Origin of the sequence: Bacteroides sp. CAG:633 (assembly GCF_000435115.1) — a bacterium.
Lineage (GTDB): Bacteria > Bacteroidota > Bacteroidia > Bacteroidales > Bacteroidaceae > Bacteroides > Bacteroides ndongoniae.
Window position 1 is genome coordinate 12,034 of the sequence record NZ_FR882965.1, and the last position, 16,465, is coordinate 28,498.

A 16,465-nucleotide genomic window follows, 5' to 3' on the forward strand; every position below is an offset into this window, starting at 1 on the left:
CTGAACTCCATCGAAATGGGTCCCAACATCTATGGTGCCCAGGCGGCTGCCAAGCTGAAGTTCAAGACAACCGCCCGAAAGCTAAGCGCCGGCCAATGCGCACTTATCGCCGCTACCCTGCCCAATCCCATCCGTTTCGACTCGGCACACCCTTCACCCTATATACAGAAAAGGCAGAAACAAATATTAAGGCTCATGAAACTGGTCCCTAAATTTCCGCCTGAATGAATTCCATTTTGATAGAATCTGAAAGTGTGTCAAATTAAGGAAGTGCTTTCCTTTAGACACGGATTACACGGAATTTCACGGATGATTATTCTTCTTTTTTCTCTACGTTTTTCCGCGTAATCGGTGCCTAGAAATAACAAGATGTCAGTGACACACCCTCATAGGGATGATAAGGGTTCCATCTTCAGATAAAATTCAAAGGCACTCGCCAGTCCACCGCAGACTTCTGCCAGTAGCGGAATATCAACCCCGCCAATAGTATCTTCGTAAAGCCCCCATGAAGAGATTCTAAATACTAAACGGCTCTATCGAGAAAAACCTTTTTTTAGGCGGCAAAATCCGAGCAAACATCTATCATTTTTGTCGTTCGTCGGAAACGGACGTACTTTTGTCTACGCAAAAGAACATCAAATAGAAGAATCCGATATGAAAAATGTTAGAAAATTGACGGTAATTACTCTCTGTATGGCCAATAGTGCAATACTTTTAGCGCAAAATGACAGTATTGCACAAACAGCCGTCCAGGCAGATACGGAACAGTCCAGCACTCTGCCTGAGCAGTGGGACTTGCGGACGTGCATAGAATATGCACTTCAGCAAAACATTACAATCCGTAGAAACAAGCTGAGTGCCGAAAGCAGCGAAGTAGATGTCAAGACTGCGAAAGCCTCACTTTTCCCCAGCCTGTCGGCCAGTGTCAGCCAGCGTATTGTAAACCGCCCGAACAGTGAAAATGGTACCATCATCAGTGGAGACAACATTACCAGCAGCCAAAGCAAAACATCGTACAACGGAAGCTATGGCATTGATATGAACTGGACCCTCTACAACGGCAGCAAACGGCTGAACACATTGAAACAGCAACAACTGAACAGCCGCATTGCCGACTTGAACGTAGCGCAAAGCGAAAACAGCATCGAAGAAAGTATCACTCAGATTTACATACAGATACTGTACGCCGCCGAATCGGTAAAAGTCAACGAGTCGACTCTGGAACTGAGCAAAGCCCAGTACGAACGCGGTAAATCGCTGTTCGAAGCAGGGAGTATTGCACAAAGCGACTTAGCACAATTGGAAGCACAGGTCAGCACCGACAAATATCAACTCGTCACAGCACAAGCCACATTACAAGATTATAAGTTACAACTGAAACAACTGCTAGAACTGGACGGTGAAGAGGAAATGGACCTTTATATACCGGCACTCAGCGATGAAAACATACTGACGCCTCTGCCTGCCAAAGCCGATGTATACCGTTCGGCCCTCGCACTGCGTCCGGAAATCGAAGCCGGCAGACTGAACGTGGAAACATCCGACCTGGACATCAAAATAGCTAAAGCAGGCTATATCCCCACTTTAAGCTTAAGTGCAGGTATCGGTAGTACCAATGCCAATGGCAACGACTTCAGCTTCTCCGAACAGATAAAGCAGAACTGGAACAACTCATTGGGATTGACAATCAGCATTCCTATTTTTACCAACCGACAGACAAAAAGTGCTGTACAGAAGGCTAAAATCCAGAAACAGACCAGCGAACTGGACTTGCTTGACGAACAAAAGAATCTTTATAAGACCATCGAAAGCCTGTGGCTCGATGCCAACAGTGCCCAGCAGCGCTACGTGGCAGCCGTCGAAAAGCTGAAAAGTACCCAGACAAGCTATAACCTGGTTCAGGAACAGTTCAATTTCGGTATGAAAAATACCGTAGAACTGCTGACCGAGAAAAACAACCTGCTGAGTGCCCAACAGGAAATGCTGCAAGCCAAATACATGGCCATCCTCAATACGCAGTTATTAAAATTCTATCAGGGAGAACAGATTTCAATCTGACCAACAGAAGAGAAACAGGATTTTTATCCGGACTAACATCTATAATATTTAAAATCACAATATATGAACAAGAAAAAAATCATCCTTCTCATCGCAGTTATCGTTGTGATAGCTGCCATAGGAACCTGGCTGCTGGGAAGTTCGTCGACCAAGCGTAAGGTGACTTATGCCACAGCCACAGTAAGCAAAGGTGAAATCTCCGAATCAGTAACGGCTACCGGAACTATTGAACCGGTGACCGAAGTAGAAGTCGGAACCCAAGTCAGTGGAATTATCGACAAGATTTATGTCGACTACAATTCCGTAGTAACCAAAGGAGAGCTCATAGCCGAAATGGACCGTGTGACTCTGCTGACAGAAGTTGAATCGCAGAAAGCTACATATAACGGAGCTAAAGCCGAATACGAATACCAGAAAAAGAACTACGAACGCAACAAAGGCTTGCACGAGAAACAACTGATAAGCGACACCGATTACGAACTTTCGCTCTACAACTACGAGAAAGCCAAAAGCACCTACGAAAGCTGTAAAGCGACATTGGCCAAGGCCGAACGTAACCTGGCATACGCAACCATCACTTCACCCATCGACGGAGTAGTAATCAGCAAAGACGTAGAAGAAGGACAGACCGTTGCTTCCGGCTTCGAGACTCCTACCCTGTTTACGATTGCCGCTGACCTGACCCAGATGCAGGTAGTGGCCGATGTGGACGAAGCTGACATAGGCGGTGTAGAGGAAGGCCAACGGGTAACGTTTACAGTTGATGCTTATCCGAATGACGTTTTCGAAGGAAAAGTAACTCAGATCCGTCTGGGAGACGACAGCTCTTCAAGCTCGACAAGCACTACTTCCTCCAGCACGGTTGTGACATACGAGGTTGTCATTTCGGCACCGAATCCGGACCTGAAGCTCAAGCCAAGACTGACTGCCAATGTCACCATATACACGCTGGACAGAAAAGACGTACTCTGCGTACCCTCACGTGCTCTGCGCTTTACACCGGAAGCACCGCTTATCAGCGAAGAAGACATCGTCAACGACTGCAACGCAGAACACAAAGTATGGACCCGTGAAGGAAATACATTTACCGCACATCCGGTAGAAGTAGGTATCTCAAACGGCATCTATACTGAAATAACCAGTGGTATCAGCGAAGGTACCACCATCGTCACCGAAGCAACCATAGGCAATCCAAACGGAAACAATGTTCCTTCTGACATGAGCGAAAACGGCAGCAGTGAGAAAAGTCCGTTTATGCCAGGCCCTCCGGGAAATGACAAGAAGAAAAACAAATAATCCATCAATGCAATCATCATGAGTAAAGTCGTTATCGAACTTAAAAATATCAAACGGAACTTCCAGGTAGGAGACGAGACTGTCCACGCATTGCGTGGCGTCTCGTTCACGATCACCGAAGGAGAATTCGTTACCATCATGGGAACGTCCGGTTCGGGAAAATCGACCCTGCTGAACACGTTAGGATGCCTTGATACCCCCACCAGCGGAGAATATCTGCTGGACGGTATCTCCGTACGTACCATGTCGAAGCCTCAGCGTGCCATACTGCGCAACCGGAAAATCGGCTTTGTATTTCAGAACTACAACCTGCTTCCCAAAACGACATCGGTAGAGAATGTCGAACTGCCACTGATGTACAACTCTGCCGTATCGGCCGCAGAACGGAGAAGAAGGGCAATCGAAGCGCTCAAAGCCGTAGGCTTGGGCGACCGTCTGGAGCATAAATCGAACCAGATGTCTGGCGGACAGATGCAACGTGTGGCCATCGCCCGTGCATTGGTAAACAATCCGGCAGTTATTCTGGCCGACGAAGCAACCGGAAACCTGGATACACGAACCTCGTTCGAGATTCTGGTATTGTTTCAAAAACTGCATGCCGAAGGGCGTACAATCATTTTTGTGACCCACAATCCCGAAATAGCCCAATACAGCAGCCGCAACATTGTGCTTCGCGACGGACAGGTGAAAGAGGATCGGCTGAATGACCATATCCTGGATGCGGCAGAAGCACTGGCAGCGCTTCCCAAACAGGAAGAGGATGACTAATTGTACATAAGAAAATCACCCTTCCGAATCCGAACAATTCATAAAAACAACAATGCAATGAATGGTACTAATCTATTTAAAATAGCTCTTCGCGCACTGGCCAACAACAAGCTGCGTGCCTTCCTGACCATGTTGGGTATCATCATTGGTGTAGCTTCGGTCATCACCATGCTTGCTATCGGACAAGGCTCGAAAAAGAGTATACAGAAACAAATCTCAGAAATGGGATCGAACATGATTATGATACATCCGGGCGCAGATATGCGTGGCGGTGTACGTCAGGATCCCAGTTCGATGCAGACCCTGAAGCTGACCGATTACGAATCGTTGCGCAACGAGACCAACTATATCTCGGCCATCAGCCCCAACGTATCGTCATCCGGCCAACTTATCGCCGGCAATAATAACTACCCGTCTTCGGTAAGCGGTGTAGGTATCGACTATCTCGAAATTCGCCAGCTCAACATCGAAAGCGGCGAAATGTTCACTGAAAGCGACATACAGACTTCTGCCAAGGTGTGCGTCATTGGTAAAACCATAGCCGACAACCTCTTCCCTAACGAAGACCCTGTGGGCAGAATCATCCGCTTCAATCAGGTGCCTTTCCGGGTAGTAGGCGTACTGAAATCGAAAGGATATAACTCAATGGGTATGGACCAGGATGATGTAGTGCTGGCTCCCTACACCACTGTTATGAAACGTCTGCTGGCACAAACTTATCTGGAGGGAATCTTTGCTTCGGCCTTGACCGAGGACATGACCGACAATGCGAGCGAAGAAATCACTGAAATCCTGCGCCGTAACCATAAGCTGAAAGAAAGCGACGACGACGATTTCACCATCCGTTCCCAACAGGAGCTGAGCAGCATGCTCAACTCTACCACCGACCTGATGACCACACTGCTGGCATGTATTGCCGGAATCTCACTGGTAGTAGGCGGCATCGGTATTATGAACATCATGTATGTATCGGTTACGGAACGTACACGCGAAATCGGCTTGCGTATGTCTGTCGGCGCACGGGGAATTGATATCTTAAGTCAGTTCCTGATCGAAGCCATACTGATCAGCATTACCGGAGGAATCATCGGGGTCATTATAGGATGCGGAGCTTCATTCATTGTGAAAAACGTAGCCCATTGGCCCATATATATCCAGACGTGGAGCGTGCTCCTTTCGTTTGCAGTATGTACCATTACAGGTGTATTCTTTGGATGGTATCCTGCCAAAAAAGCAGCCGACCTGGATCCTATTGAAGCCATCCGATACGAATAATTCAAATATTTTGCTATCTTTGCAACACCATGAAACAGTTAGAAGCTTCCTCCCGCTACCACATCATCGAAGCCATGATACACATCATTGGCTGGGGAATCGTATTTGCCTTTCCGTTCATCATGATGACACGTAGCGGATTTACAATCAGCTGGCAAGACTACCTGCACCACGGAGGTATAGTACCGGTCACCTTTTTGATCGTATTCTACGTGAACTATTTTATCCTCATCCCCCATTATTTGTTTAAAGGACGGACGAAAGAATATTTCATTCTGAATATATTGCTGATACTGTGTACTGCGATTGGAGTACATTTCTGGCAAGACTATATATCGGTACGGTTTCCAAGGAAGGAACATGACCAGGACAAGCCAATGGCTCCCCCTCGCTGGATATTCTTCCTTCGGGATATCTTCTCCATGATCCTGACAGTCGGACTGAGTACAGCCATCCGGTTAAGCGGACGATGGGGACAGATCGAAGCAGCCCGACGCGAAGCTGAAAAGAGCCGTACGGAAGCCGAGTTGAAGAATCTGCGCAATCAGCTAAATCCGCATTTTCTGCTCAACACGCTCAACAACATTTATGCACTGATAGCTTTCGATACAGACAAGGCACAGGCTGCCGTACAGGAATTAAGCCGTTTGCTGCGTCATGTGCTATATGACAACCAGCAGAATTTTGTTCCCCTGGGAAAGGAAATGGACTTCATACGCAATTATATCGAACTGATGCGTATACGGCTGTCTTCCAATGTAACAGTAGAAACTGCAATCTCTGTCCGACCCGACAGCCGGACAGAGATTGCCCCATTGATATTTATTTCTTTAATAGAAAATGCTTTCAAGCATGGCATCTCACCTACCGAGCCTAGTTATATACGCATTCATTTCTCCGAAAGCGAACAGGAAGTACGCTGCGAAATCTACAACAGCTACCATCCTAAAAACGAAGCGGACAAAAGCGGAAGCGGCATCGGACTGGAACAGGTGCGAAAAAGACTGGAACTCACTTATCCGGGCCGTTACAACTGGGAACACGGAGTCAGTGAAGACAATACCGAATACAGATCTGTTCTTGTAATCAACATATAATAACCAAAGACTATGACTCTGAACTGTGCAATAGTAGATGATGAACCGTTAGCTCTTAACCTTTTGGAGAGCTACGTCAATAAAACCCCGTTTCTTACATTGGCGGGCAAGTATTCCAGCGCTGTGCAAGCCATGAAAGAATTGCCGGGCAAACAGATAGACCTGCTGTTTCTGGACATCCAAATGCCCGAATTAAACGGTTTGGAATTCTCCAAAATGGTCAATTCACATACCCGTATTGTCTTCACTACAGCTTTTGGCCAGTATGCCATCGACGGATATAAAGTCAATGCCTTGGATTATTTGTTGAAACCCATTTCGTATGTCGATTTCCTTCAGGCTGCCAACAAGGCCGTACAATGGTTCGAACTTCTGCAACAGCCCAAAGAAGAGATTGACAGCATCTTCGTCAAGAGTGAGTATAAGCTGGTGCAAATTGAACTGAAAAACATTCTTTATGTTGAAGGACTGAAAGACTACATCAAAATCTACGAAGAAGGCAATTCCAAACCCATCCTCTCGCTAATGAGCATGAAAGCGATGGAAGAAATGCTTCCGGCTTCCCGATTCATGCGGGTACACCGCTCGTATATTGTTCAGAAAGACAAAATCCGCATCATCGACCGCGGACGCATTGTTTTTGGCAAAAACTACATTCCTGTCAGCGACAGCTACAAACAAACCTTCCAAGAGTTTTTGGACAAGCGGACGTTGACATAAAAGAATGGCCCCCCGTCTTACTCATAATTGTTCTTGTTAATCAGGTTTACCACTACTTTCACCATGATATCCTTTTCCTCCGTACGGCTCTCGGCTATCATCAGCGTAAGAGCCACAAGGGTGTTGTCAGCAATGCGTTTGCTCCCATCCGGATTATAAAGAATGCCATTGCCGGCCATAAACCACAGAAAGAGGGTGGCCGCAATGCGTTTGTTTCCATCGCTGAATGAATGGTTTTTCGTCACAAGGTAAAGCAGCATGGCGGCTTTTTCCTCTACAGAAGGATAAAGATCTTGCCCGCCAAAAGTCTGATATATTTGCCCGATAGAGCTTTTAAAAGAATCGTCCTTCTCGTGGGCGAACCACTGGCTTCCACCGAATTTTTCTTTCAGTTCTGTTATGGCTTGCATAGCTCCTTCGTAAGTAGCATGAAACTTAGCTTCGTTGGTGGTCTGCTCTACCGACAGTTGCTGATAATCGTACCGGTCCAACGTATCGAGAGCATAAGCGTAATCAGAAACGACCTCCACCAGATTGAGCGCATCATCGGAAGTCAATGTTTCCTGTGCCTTGACTGTACGGCCCAAGATCGTTACCAATTGCTTCAATTCAGTATAACGCTGTTCGGTCAAAGATTTGTTGATGGCATAGCCTTTCACCAGATATTCTTTCAGCACTCTATTGGCCCATCGGCGAAAGTCCACACCTTTTTTTGATTTGACCCGATAACCCACCGAGATGATGACATCAAGGTTATAAAAACGTACATCATGTGTCTGGGTTTTGCCTTCCAGCGCGCCGTGTGCTGTGGTTGTCGCAAAATTTGCGACAACCACTTCGCCCGCAAGTTCCTCTTTTATGGCATTATCTATATGCTTACGGATTGTTTTTGAATCGCGCCCAAATAGTTCGGCTATCTGATAGGCGTTCAACCATACCGTATCTTGGTCTATTCTGACCTTAAGCTGTGTTTCTCCATCTTCCGAACGATAAATTACTATTTTGTCATTCAATTCCATAACTCAACCCTCTAAACAGATTTAACAAAATGATGATACTTGCAAAAGTAACAAATAAATTTAAGGAAACTAAAGTTGAGTATGAAATGTTTATCACGTCTTTTATAATGCGCAAAAGTCTACAGTTAAGGCAAGACTAATACAACAGTTAACCCAAGGTTACTGCATCAGTTAATGCAATACTACTGCAACAGTCAATGCAGCAACACTGCAACAGTTAATGCAGTTTTAATGCCTAACTGCGCATATCTCCAGTAATAACTGTAGACGTCTGAAAGCTCTTCCACTACCCTCTCCCAACGCTTGCCCAGACTTTAACAAGAAGTTTGCCCAAGAAAAACAGGCATCCGGCACTTTATCATTAATTAACTACCCAGTACATGCAGTATTCCGGGATTTTGGTATTTCTATCTACAGAGAAATGATTTTATCAATACTAATTTTAATAGAAAGAAATACAAACTATGAAAAGATCTTTTAGCATCAAGCATCTGTTTGCTGCCACAGCTATTCTGGCAGGAGCTTTTACCCTTCAGTCGTGTCTGGACGATGATGACAACAATTGTTACAGATACTCACTCCCCAATGCCCTGGTTACCGTAAAACACGCGTCTGACAATCTGCTGTTTCTTCAGTTGGACGACAGCACGACCTTGCTTCCGTGCAACGTCAAGACTTCACCATTCGGAGAAAAGGAGGTCAGAGCACTGGTAAATTACACTCCGGTAGACGAGCCGAGCGGAGAATTCGATCAGGCCATCCACATCAATTGGATAGACAGTATTCTGACCAAACCGATTGCCCCGGACTTGGGTGAGGAAAATGATAAGGTTTACGGTACCGACCCTGTCGAAATCGTTAATGACTGGGTGACTATCGCCGAAGACGGGTATCTGACACTTCGCTTCAGAACACTTTGGGGAGGATATGGCGAAAGACATTTCGTAAATCTGCTCTTGTCGCAAAATCCTGAAAATCCGTACGAAGTGGAATTCCGTCACAACGCTTACGGAGACGTCTACGGAGAACCTGGCGACGGACTGGTAGCTTTCAAGCTGGACGAACTGCCCGACACAGAAGGCAAAACCGTCAAGCTGAAGTTAAAATGGAAATCGTTCAGCGGCGATAAGAGTGCCGAGTTTGACTATTGCACCCGCAAAGCTACCACACCCGAATCGGACGAAATCGCAACCCAAAGAAGCGTTTTGCAATTGCAATAATTTATTAAAAAAAGACAATTCCTGACTTATTGAAGGTGTGTCAAAACTTAAAGTGACTGACATTTTGTTCTTTTCAGATACAGAATTAAGCGGAAAAACTCAGAGAAATAAGAATCATAATCCGCAAACTCCCTGTAATCCGTGCCTAAAGGAAAGCAGTTCCTTAGTTTGACACACCTTTATTTTCTTAAATCAGTTTACCCCCTCCCGATGTTGAACGCACCCTTTCCAGTGTATTCTTTCGCTAAAAAGTTTGCATTCTATAGATAAACCCTTATATTTGCACAAATTAGATATAAATGTGCAATAATTATGGAAAAAAGTTTTATCGCATACATAGAGAACAGCATCAAACAGAACTGGGATTTGGACGCACTGACAGACTACAAAGGCGCTACCCTGCAGTACAAAGACTTAGCCCGCAAAATAGAAAAGCTACACATCATATTCGAAGCCAGCGGCATACAGAAAGGAGACAAAATAGCGGTCTGCGGACGAAACAGTTCGCACTGGGGAGTAACTTTCCTCGCAACCCTGACCTATGGAGCGGTCATCGTACCCATCTTACATGAATTTAAGGCAGACAACATACACAACATCGTAAACCACTCCGAAGCCAAACTTCTATTTGTCGGCGATGTGGTTTGGGAAGCCCTCAACGAGGCTGCCATGCCGTTGCTGGAAGGCATCTTCATGATGACCGATTTTACACTACTGGTTTCGCGAAATGAACGGGTTACGTACGCACGCGAGCATCTGAACGAAATGTTCGGCAAGAAATTCCCCAAAAACTTCCGTAAGGAACACGTAGCCTATCATGTAGACCAGCCCGACGAATTAGCCGTCCTTAATTACACTTCGGGAACTACCAGTTATTCAAAAGGAGTCATGTTGCCCTATCGAAGCTTATGGTCGAATACCCGCTTTGCCTTCGAGGTATTACCGCTGAAAGCCGGCGACAAGTTAGTATCCATGCTTCCTATGGCACACATGTACGGTTTGGCTTTTGAATTCCTGTACGAAGTGGCTGCAGGATGCCACATATACTTCCTGACACGAATGCCAAGTCCGAAAATCATCTTCCAGGCATTCGCCGACGTCAAGCCCAATCTGGTTGTCGCCGTCCCTCTTATCATCGAAAAGATCATTAAGAAAAACGTGCTTCCCAAGCTGGAGACTCCAACGATGAAACTGTTGCTGAAAGTCCCCATCATCAATGACAAAATAAAAGCCAGCGTACGCGAACAAGTCATCAAGGCTTTTGGAGGCAACTTCTGCGAAGTCATTATCGGCGGTGCGGCCTTCAACCATGATGTGGAACAGTTCCTTAAGATGATAGACTTCCCTTATACCGTAGGCTACGGAATGACAGAATGCGGACCGATTATCTCGTACGAAGACTGGACACGATTCAAAACCGGTTCGTGCGGAAAAGCAGCCCCACGCATGGAGGTAAAAATACTGTCGCCCGACCCCGAAAACATTCCCGGCGAAATTGTCTGCCGAGGACCTAATGTGATGCTGGGCTATTACAAAAACGAAGAAGCTACCAGACAGACACTTGATAAAGACGGATGGCTGCATACCGGCGACCTGGCTCTGATGGATGCAGAAGGAAACATCACCATCAAAGGACGTAGCAAGAACATGCTGTTAGGCCCAAGCGGACAGAACATTTATCCGGAAGAGATTGAAGATAAACTGAACAACATGCCTTACGTGGCCGAAAGCATCATTGTGCAGCAAAACGAGAAACTGGTAGGACTGGTTTATCCTGATTTTGAAGAAGCTTTTGCCAACGGACTGAAGAATGAAGACATCGAACGGGTGATGGAAGAAAACCGTGTAGCCCTCAATGCCGAACTTCCAGCCTACAGCCAAGTGGCCAAAATGAAAATCTATCCGGAAGAATTTGAAAAGACACCTAAAAAGTCTATCAAACGCTTCCTGTATCAGGAAGCCAAAGGATAGAAAAACGCCATCTATCCACCAATGACGGATATACAAACATCGTATCAATCATGAACTGTATAAAAAAGACAAGTTTATCTATATGCTCCCTGCTACTGGCAGGGAGTATTTTTAGCCAAACAACTACAACTCCACCCATTGCACACAGCAAGCCCGGAATCAACATTTCCCTATGGAAAAACATTTCCACACAGCACGATGATACAACCCGCAATACGATTTTCAACCTGGGACTGTATTCATCCATCAACCGCCTGAACGGACTGGGCATCAACATTTTGGGAACAACCATACGTCAGGAAGACAACGGAATGGCTGTCTCGGGAATATTCAACGTAGCCCAAGGAAACGCACGCGGCCTTCAGCTGGCAGGCATCACCAACATCAACGGGAACGATTTTAGTGGTATTTCTGTCTCCGGACTGGTCAACCTAACAAGTTACCAAATGAAAGGACTGTTGTTGTCCGGACTTACCAATATTACAGGCAACTATAGCCGGGGAGCCGTACTAGGAGGATTACTCAACTTCTGCGGAGAGGAAGCGGCCGGATTCCATTTAGCCGGACTGGCTGACATTTCGAGTACAGACTTTTCCGGGGCGAGTCTTTCCGGCTTCATCAACGTCGCAGGAAACAATCTGCACGGATTGCAAATTGCAGGAATTACTTCCATTGCAGCCAACCACATGACCGGTGTGCAAATTTCCGGATTAGGAAATATTGCCGGAGGAAAGGTATGCGGACTCCAGCTGTCGCCCATTAACATTGCTACCGATGCCAAAGGATTGCAAATCGGCATTGTGAACTATTACAAAAACAACTTTGACGGTCTTCAGCTGGGTCTGGTCAACGCTAATCCTCATACCCGCATCCAGCTAATGCTTTTCGGAGGAAACACGAGCAAGCTGAACATGGGCGTACGCTTCAAGAACCAGTTGTTTTACACAATCCTGGGAGGAGGCACACACTATCTGGACTTCAGCGACAAGTTCTCCGCCTCGTGTTTCTATCGTGCCGGTCTTTCCCTCCCCCTGTGCCAACGGTTTTCCATAAGCGGAGATCTGGGCTACCAGCACATCGAAACATTTAAAAACGAAAGCAATACCGTCCCCGCACGGCTCTATGCGCTGCAGGCACGTATCAATCTGGAGTATAACGTAACTGAACGTTTCGGCATCTTTTGCACCGGCGGATACGGCATCAGCCGTCCTTATACGCAAAACAGGAACTTCGACAAAGGTCTCATCTGGGAAGGGGGCATCATTTTATTCTGAAATGCTTGCCCCCAACCTGTTTTTACTCTTTCTCCTTAATGAAGCCTGTCCGGTAGGCAACCAATAATTTCTCAAGATCGCGGATCTGTGTGGTCAGTACCTGCCCTTTATCCGTATCTTTCACCATCATTCGCTGAGAATTGAATTCGATGACAAAAGTGGTCGATTTGATATCCAAACCTTCTTCAATAGCTTTCTGACGACTTTGGAACGGTTCGTGCTGTACCAGCTGCAATCCATGCGAATGGTATACCAACGTATATCCGGCAATTCCGGTTTCCGGCTGATAAGCTTTTGAGAAACCACCGTCTATCACAAGCAGTTTACCATCTGCCTTGATCGGTTTCTCGCCCTGAATAGTCTTTACCGGCACATGACCATTAATGATATGCGAATGTGGACCGGGCTCCACTCCAAACTCACGTAAGATATTGTCACAAATATCCGCACGGTTGCGTAAAGTGTAATAATACCCCTTCGTCTCCTTATGCAATTCCTTATCTGCTATGAAATAACGTTCGAATGTAGCCATCTTGTCCTTGTCAAAGGAAGGAGCATCGGGACCGCACCACATGTACCAGACATAGTCCAAAGCAAAGCGTTTTTCTTCACAGTCCTCGTCGAAATAAGCAGTCCGTATCAGCTGATCCGTTTTCAGCAAGAGCTTGTGTCCCCAATATTCTTTCTGACCGATGCGGACATGCTTAAAGCTTCCGTCTTCGTTCAAAGGCACCGAAGCATGATACAACAGATTGCTGTTGCACACCAGATACATTCCGCCATAGGTAAAGAGGCAGCGCATATGCTTCTTCAGTTTCTCGCTGTTCATAAACGAGGCATGAATCTTGTCTACCAGTTCCCGCTCCTCATCCGTCAGACGATAAGGATCGGTAGGATCGACGGTAGGCAGATTGGTATCGCGCAATGCGTATTCTTTTCCTTCGTACATGAAAACACCCCGTTCAAAATCAATCTTATGCAATAGTTTGCGGTTTTCCATTCCAAACTCCGGTCTGCGGCTGATAATCTCGGCCTCCAGCTTAAGCTGTATGATGGTAATCGCCTTATGCATTTGAGTAATCAGCCTCAACGTCTTCTCATTATACTCTCCATCGGCAAAATTCATTTTAGGAGCGAAAATGGAACAAGGATCATCACCATAAGTATCCATGGCAAAAGTGGCAAGAGGCAGAAGGTTAATGCCATAGCCGTCTTCCAGCGTAGCCAGATTGGCATAACGCATAGACATACGGATTACATTGGCTATACATGCATCATTGCCCGAAGCGGCACCCATCCACAATATATCGTGATTGCCCCACTGGATATCAAAGTTATGATAATCGCAAAGTGTATCCATAATAATATGAGCACCCGGACCACGGTCGTAAATATCGCCCACAATATGCAACAGATCGATGGTAAGACGCTGGATAAGATTGCACATGGCTATAATAAAGTCGTCAGCCCGCTTGGTCGAAATGATCGTGCTAATAATGACGTTGATATAAGCATGCTTGTTGGGTTCGATGCTTGACTCGTGCAACAATTCCTGGATGATATACGAGAACTCTTTGGGCAACGACTTACGGACTTTAGAACGTGTATACTTGGACGAAACGTTCTGGCAGACTTTCACAAGCTGGTTCAAGGTAATCTGATACCAGTCCTCCAAATCCTGCTCGCGCTCTTTCACCAGTTGCAGTTTTTCTTCCGGATAGTAAATCAATGTACACAGCTCCTTCTTCTCGCTTTCACGCAAAGTATGGCCAAAGATTTCGTTTACTTTTCGTTTCACGGCTCCCGATCCGTTCTTCAACACATGCTGAAAAGCCTCGTATTCACCATGAATATCGGTCAAGAAATGTTCTGTTCCCTTTGGAAGATTCAGAATAGCTTCCAAATTGATAATTTCGGTACTGGCATCGGCTATCGTAGGAAAACTGCGAGAGAGCAATTGCAGATAGCGCAAATCGCCGACTATACTTTCCGGAGTAATGGTTCCCATAATTCTGTTATCTTATAATATTCTTATCCATGTAAAAAAAACATCAGCAATACCTGAGCTATAATAACCCTGATAAACATACACAACGGATAAACCGTAGCATAAGCGACCGACGGATTATCGCCTGGAATCGTATCGTTTGCATAGTTCAAAGCCATCGGATTGGCCATGCTTCCGCAAAGCATACCCGTCACTGATCCGAAATCGACTTTCGCCCATTTGAATGCCACAACACCAACTATCAAGACCGGAATAACGGTCAGGGCAAATCCGACAGCAATCCACAGCGCTCCTTCGGGTCTGAACACCGTTTCAAAAAAATGAGCACCGGCGTCCAACCCCAGACAAGCCAGATAGAGCGACAGGCCTAATGCACGAAGCATCAGGTTGGCACTGCGTGTGGTATATGTTACCATATGCATACGCGGGCCAAAAGTACCTATCAGGATACCTACAATAATGGGACCACCTGCCAAGCCCAATTTTACAGGAGCACTTATGCCGGGAATGCTAATAGGAACAGCTCCCAATGCCAATCCTAAGATAATACCGACAAACACGGCTACCAGATTGGGCTCTTTCAAACTCTTAATCGCATTCCCCAGCACTTTCTCAACATTGTGGATGGAAGCGGCCTCGCCTACTACCGTCAGTCTGTCGCCCAACTGCAAGGTCAGTTCGGCTGTAGCCAACAGCTGTACGCCACTACGATAAACACGGCTTATGTTAATTCCATAATGATTCCGCAAATGCAGTGAACCCAACTTTTTACCGTTCAGTTCGGGACGCGTCACAACGATGCGCTGCGAAATCAGTTGGCTGTCAATCGCATTCCAGTCAATATCTTCTTTATTCCAATCCGTATGTTCCTGTTCGCCAAACAATACAGTCAGTGCCGGCGCGTTCTTTTCGGAAGTAATAACCAATAAACGGTCGCCTTCCTTAATGACTTTGTCCGAAGTAGGTATACTGACATTTCCATCACGCCACAAACGGGAAATAACAAACTTCGGATAATTCTTCAACGCCCCGATCTCCTTAATACTCATATTGAAGATGGCAGGATTGTGAACCTGAAAGGCCGCAATATACGTTTTATTCTCATTCTCCTTTTCTTTTACTTCCAGATCTTCTTTCCGAACCATTACCTTACGCATCAGCAATATGGCCAGAATTACGCCCACCACTCCCAACGGATAGGTCACCGCACATCCCAATGCCGGCGTACTTGTCTCCAGGCCCAACTGTTTCAGCGTCTGCTGGGCGGCACCCAACGCCGGAGTATTGGTTGTAGCTCCACAAAGTATACCAACCATATCGGGCAAAGAAATTCCACAAGCATAACTTCCCAAGACAGCCAACAGAGTGCCTACCAGAACGACACCAATTGCCAGAAGATTCAACTGGACACCTCCTTGACGAAAAGAGCTGAAGAAACCTGGTCCTACCTGAAGCCCCAGGGCATAGACAAAAAGAACCAGGCCGAAACTTTCGGCGTAATTCAGCATTTGCGGGTCGATGGATAGTCCAAAATGCCCCGACAGAATACCGGTAAAAAACACAAAAGTAACTCCAAGAGAGATGCCACAAACCCGCACTTTCCCCAAGCCCAATCCGATGGCGGAAATCAACGAAAGTACGATAACCGCCTGCAAGGCGGAGTGCTCAACGAACAAACTATATAACCAGTCCAAAGCGTTTCTTGATTAAATATACAATTTGACTCATTACTGTCCACTAAAAGTCGCAAATAGTTCTT

General features: G+C 46.1%; 13 protein-coding genes (1 of these 13 cut by a window edge). 10 read left to right on the plus strand and 3 right to left on the minus strand.

Going from position 1 to position 16,465, the window contains the following annotated elements; genetic code table 11:
• From mtgA to QVP67_RS01145, 7 genes are all read left to right on the plus strand, one after another.
• On the plus strand, positions 1-228 hold the final stretch of the coding sequence (mtgA, locus tag QVP67_RS01115; RefSeq protein ID WP_022161718.1) for a monofunctional biosynthetic peptidoglycan transglycosylase. 480 nt of this gene lie to the left of the window's left edge; only the last 228 of its 708 coding nucleotides appear in the window; its start codon lies beyond the left edge, outside the window; it ends in the stop codon at positions 226-228.
• A 426-nt stretch (positions 229-654) separates the two neighbouring features.
• Positions 655-2,058: a TolC family protein gene (locus QVP67_RS01120; protein WP_022161719.1), complete on the plus strand. Its 1,404-nt coding sequence runs from the start codon at positions 655-657 to the stop codon at positions 2,056-2,058.
• Positions 2,059-2,121: 63 nt separating this feature from the next.
• Entirely contained in the window at positions 2,122-3,354 is a 1,233-nt protein-coding gene (locus QVP67_RS01125; protein WP_022161720.1) for an efflux RND transporter periplasmic adaptor subunit, read from the plus strand.
• Between the two features lie 18 nt (positions 3,355-3,372).
• Positions 3,373-4,122: an ABC transporter ATP-binding protein gene (locus tag QVP67_RS01130; RefSeq protein WP_022161721.1), complete on the plus strand. Its 750-nt coding sequence runs from the start codon at positions 3,373-3,375 to the stop codon at positions 4,120-4,122.
• 57 nt (positions 4,123-4,179) lie between these two features.
• Positions 4,180-5,397 carry an ABC transporter permease gene (locus tag QVP67_RS01135; protein WP_022161722.1) on the plus strand — a complete coding sequence of 406 codons (1,218 nt, stop codon included), beginning with the start codon at positions 4,180-4,182 and terminating at the stop codon, positions 5,395-5,397.
• A 29-nt stretch (positions 5,398-5,426) separates the two neighbouring features.
• Positions 5,427-6,494: a sensor histidine kinase gene (locus QVP67_RS01140; protein WP_022161723.1), complete on the plus strand. Its 1,068-nt coding sequence runs from the start codon at positions 5,427-5,429 to the stop codon at positions 6,492-6,494.
• 12 nt (positions 6,495-6,506) lie between these two features.
• Positions 6,507-7,214: a LytR/AlgR family response regulator transcription factor gene (locus QVP67_RS01145; protein WP_022161724.1), complete on the plus strand. Its 708-nt coding sequence runs from the start codon at positions 6,507-6,509 to the stop codon at positions 7,212-7,214.
• Positions 7,215-7,231: 17 nt separating this feature from the next.
• On the opposite strand, the gene rhuM is transcribed toward QVP67_RS01145, so the two are convergent.
• Positions 7,232-8,233, minus strand: coding sequence for a Fic family protein (gene rhuM, locus QVP67_RS01150; protein ID WP_022161725.1), 1,002 nt, complete (start codon positions 8,231-8,233; stop codon positions 7,232-7,234).
• Positions 8,234-8,697: 464 nt separating this feature from the next.
• Here rhuM and QVP67_RS01155 point away from each other — a divergent pair, with 464 nt between their 5' ends.
• From QVP67_RS01155 to QVP67_RS01165, 3 genes are all read left to right on the plus strand, one after another.
• On the plus strand, positions 8,698-9,453 hold the full coding sequence (locus QVP67_RS01155) for a NigD1/NigD2 family lipoprotein (protein ID WP_022161727.1): 756 nt from the start codon (positions 8,698-8,700) through the stop codon (positions 9,451-9,453).
• A 312-nt stretch (positions 9,454-9,765) separates the two neighbouring features.
• Entirely contained in the window at positions 9,766-11,424 is a 1,659-nt protein-coding gene (locus QVP67_RS01160; protein WP_022161728.1) for a long-chain fatty acid--CoA ligase, read from the plus strand.
• Between the two features lie 50 nt (positions 11,425-11,474).
• Positions 11,475-12,698, plus strand: a complete 1,224-nt coding sequence (locus QVP67_RS01165; protein ID WP_022161729.1) for an LA_2272 family surface repeat-containing protein — start codon at positions 11,475-11,477, stop codon at positions 12,696-12,698.
• Between the two features lie 22 nt (positions 12,699-12,720).
• Here QVP67_RS01165 and QVP67_RS01170 read toward each other — a convergent pair whose 3' ends face one another.
• Positions 12,721-14,706, minus strand: coding sequence for a fructose-bisphosphatase class III (locus QVP67_RS01170; protein WP_022161730.1), 1,986 nt, complete (start codon positions 14,704-14,706; stop codon positions 12,721-12,723).
• Positions 14,707-14,729: 23 nt separating this feature from the next.
• Positions 14,730-16,400 (minus strand): putative transporter, encoded by a 1,671-nt coding sequence (locus tag QVP67_RS01175; protein WP_022161731.1) that lies wholly within the window; start codon positions 16,398-16,400, stop codon positions 14,730-14,732.
• Positions 16,401-16,465 lie beyond the last annotated feature (65 nt).

Coding starts and splice junctions, on each gene's coding strand:
- QVP67_RS01120 (WP_022161719.1), top strand. CDS start 655: ATGAAAAATGTTAGAAAATTGACGGTAATTACTCTCTGTATGGCCAAT.
- QVP67_RS01125 (WP_022161720.1), top strand. CDS start 2,122: ATGAACAAGAAAAAAATCATCCTTCTCATCGCAGTTATCGTTGTGATA.
- QVP67_RS01130 (WP_022161721.1), top strand. CDS start 3,373: ATGAGTAAAGTCGTTATCGAACTTAAAAATATCAAACGGAACTTCCAG.
- QVP67_RS01135 (WP_022161722.1), top strand. CDS start 4,180: ATGAATGGTACTAATCTATTTAAAATAGCTCTTCGCGCACTGGCCAAC.
- QVP67_RS01140 (WP_022161723.1), top strand. CDS start 5,427: ATGAAACAGTTAGAAGCTTCCTCCCGCTACCACATCATCGAAGCCATG.
- QVP67_RS01145 (WP_022161724.1), top strand. CDS start 6,507: ATGACTCTGAACTGTGCAATAGTAGATGATGAACCGTTAGCTCTTAAC.
- rhuM (WP_022161725.1), bottom strand. CDS start 8,233: ATGGAATTGAATGACAAAATAGTAATTTATCGTTCGGAAGATGGAGAA.
- QVP67_RS01155 (WP_022161727.1), top strand. CDS start 8,698: ATGAAAAGATCTTTTAGCATCAAGCATCTGTTTGCTGCCACAGCTATT.
- QVP67_RS01160 (WP_022161728.1), top strand. CDS start 9,766: ATGGAAAAAAGTTTTATCGCATACATAGAGAACAGCATCAAACAGAAC.
- QVP67_RS01165 (WP_022161729.1), top strand. CDS start 11,475: ATGAACTGTATAAAAAAGACAAGTTTATCTATATGCTCCCTGCTACTG.
- QVP67_RS01170 (WP_022161730.1), bottom strand. CDS start 14,706: ATGGGAACCATTACTCCGGAAAGTATAGTCGGCGATTTGCGCTATCTG.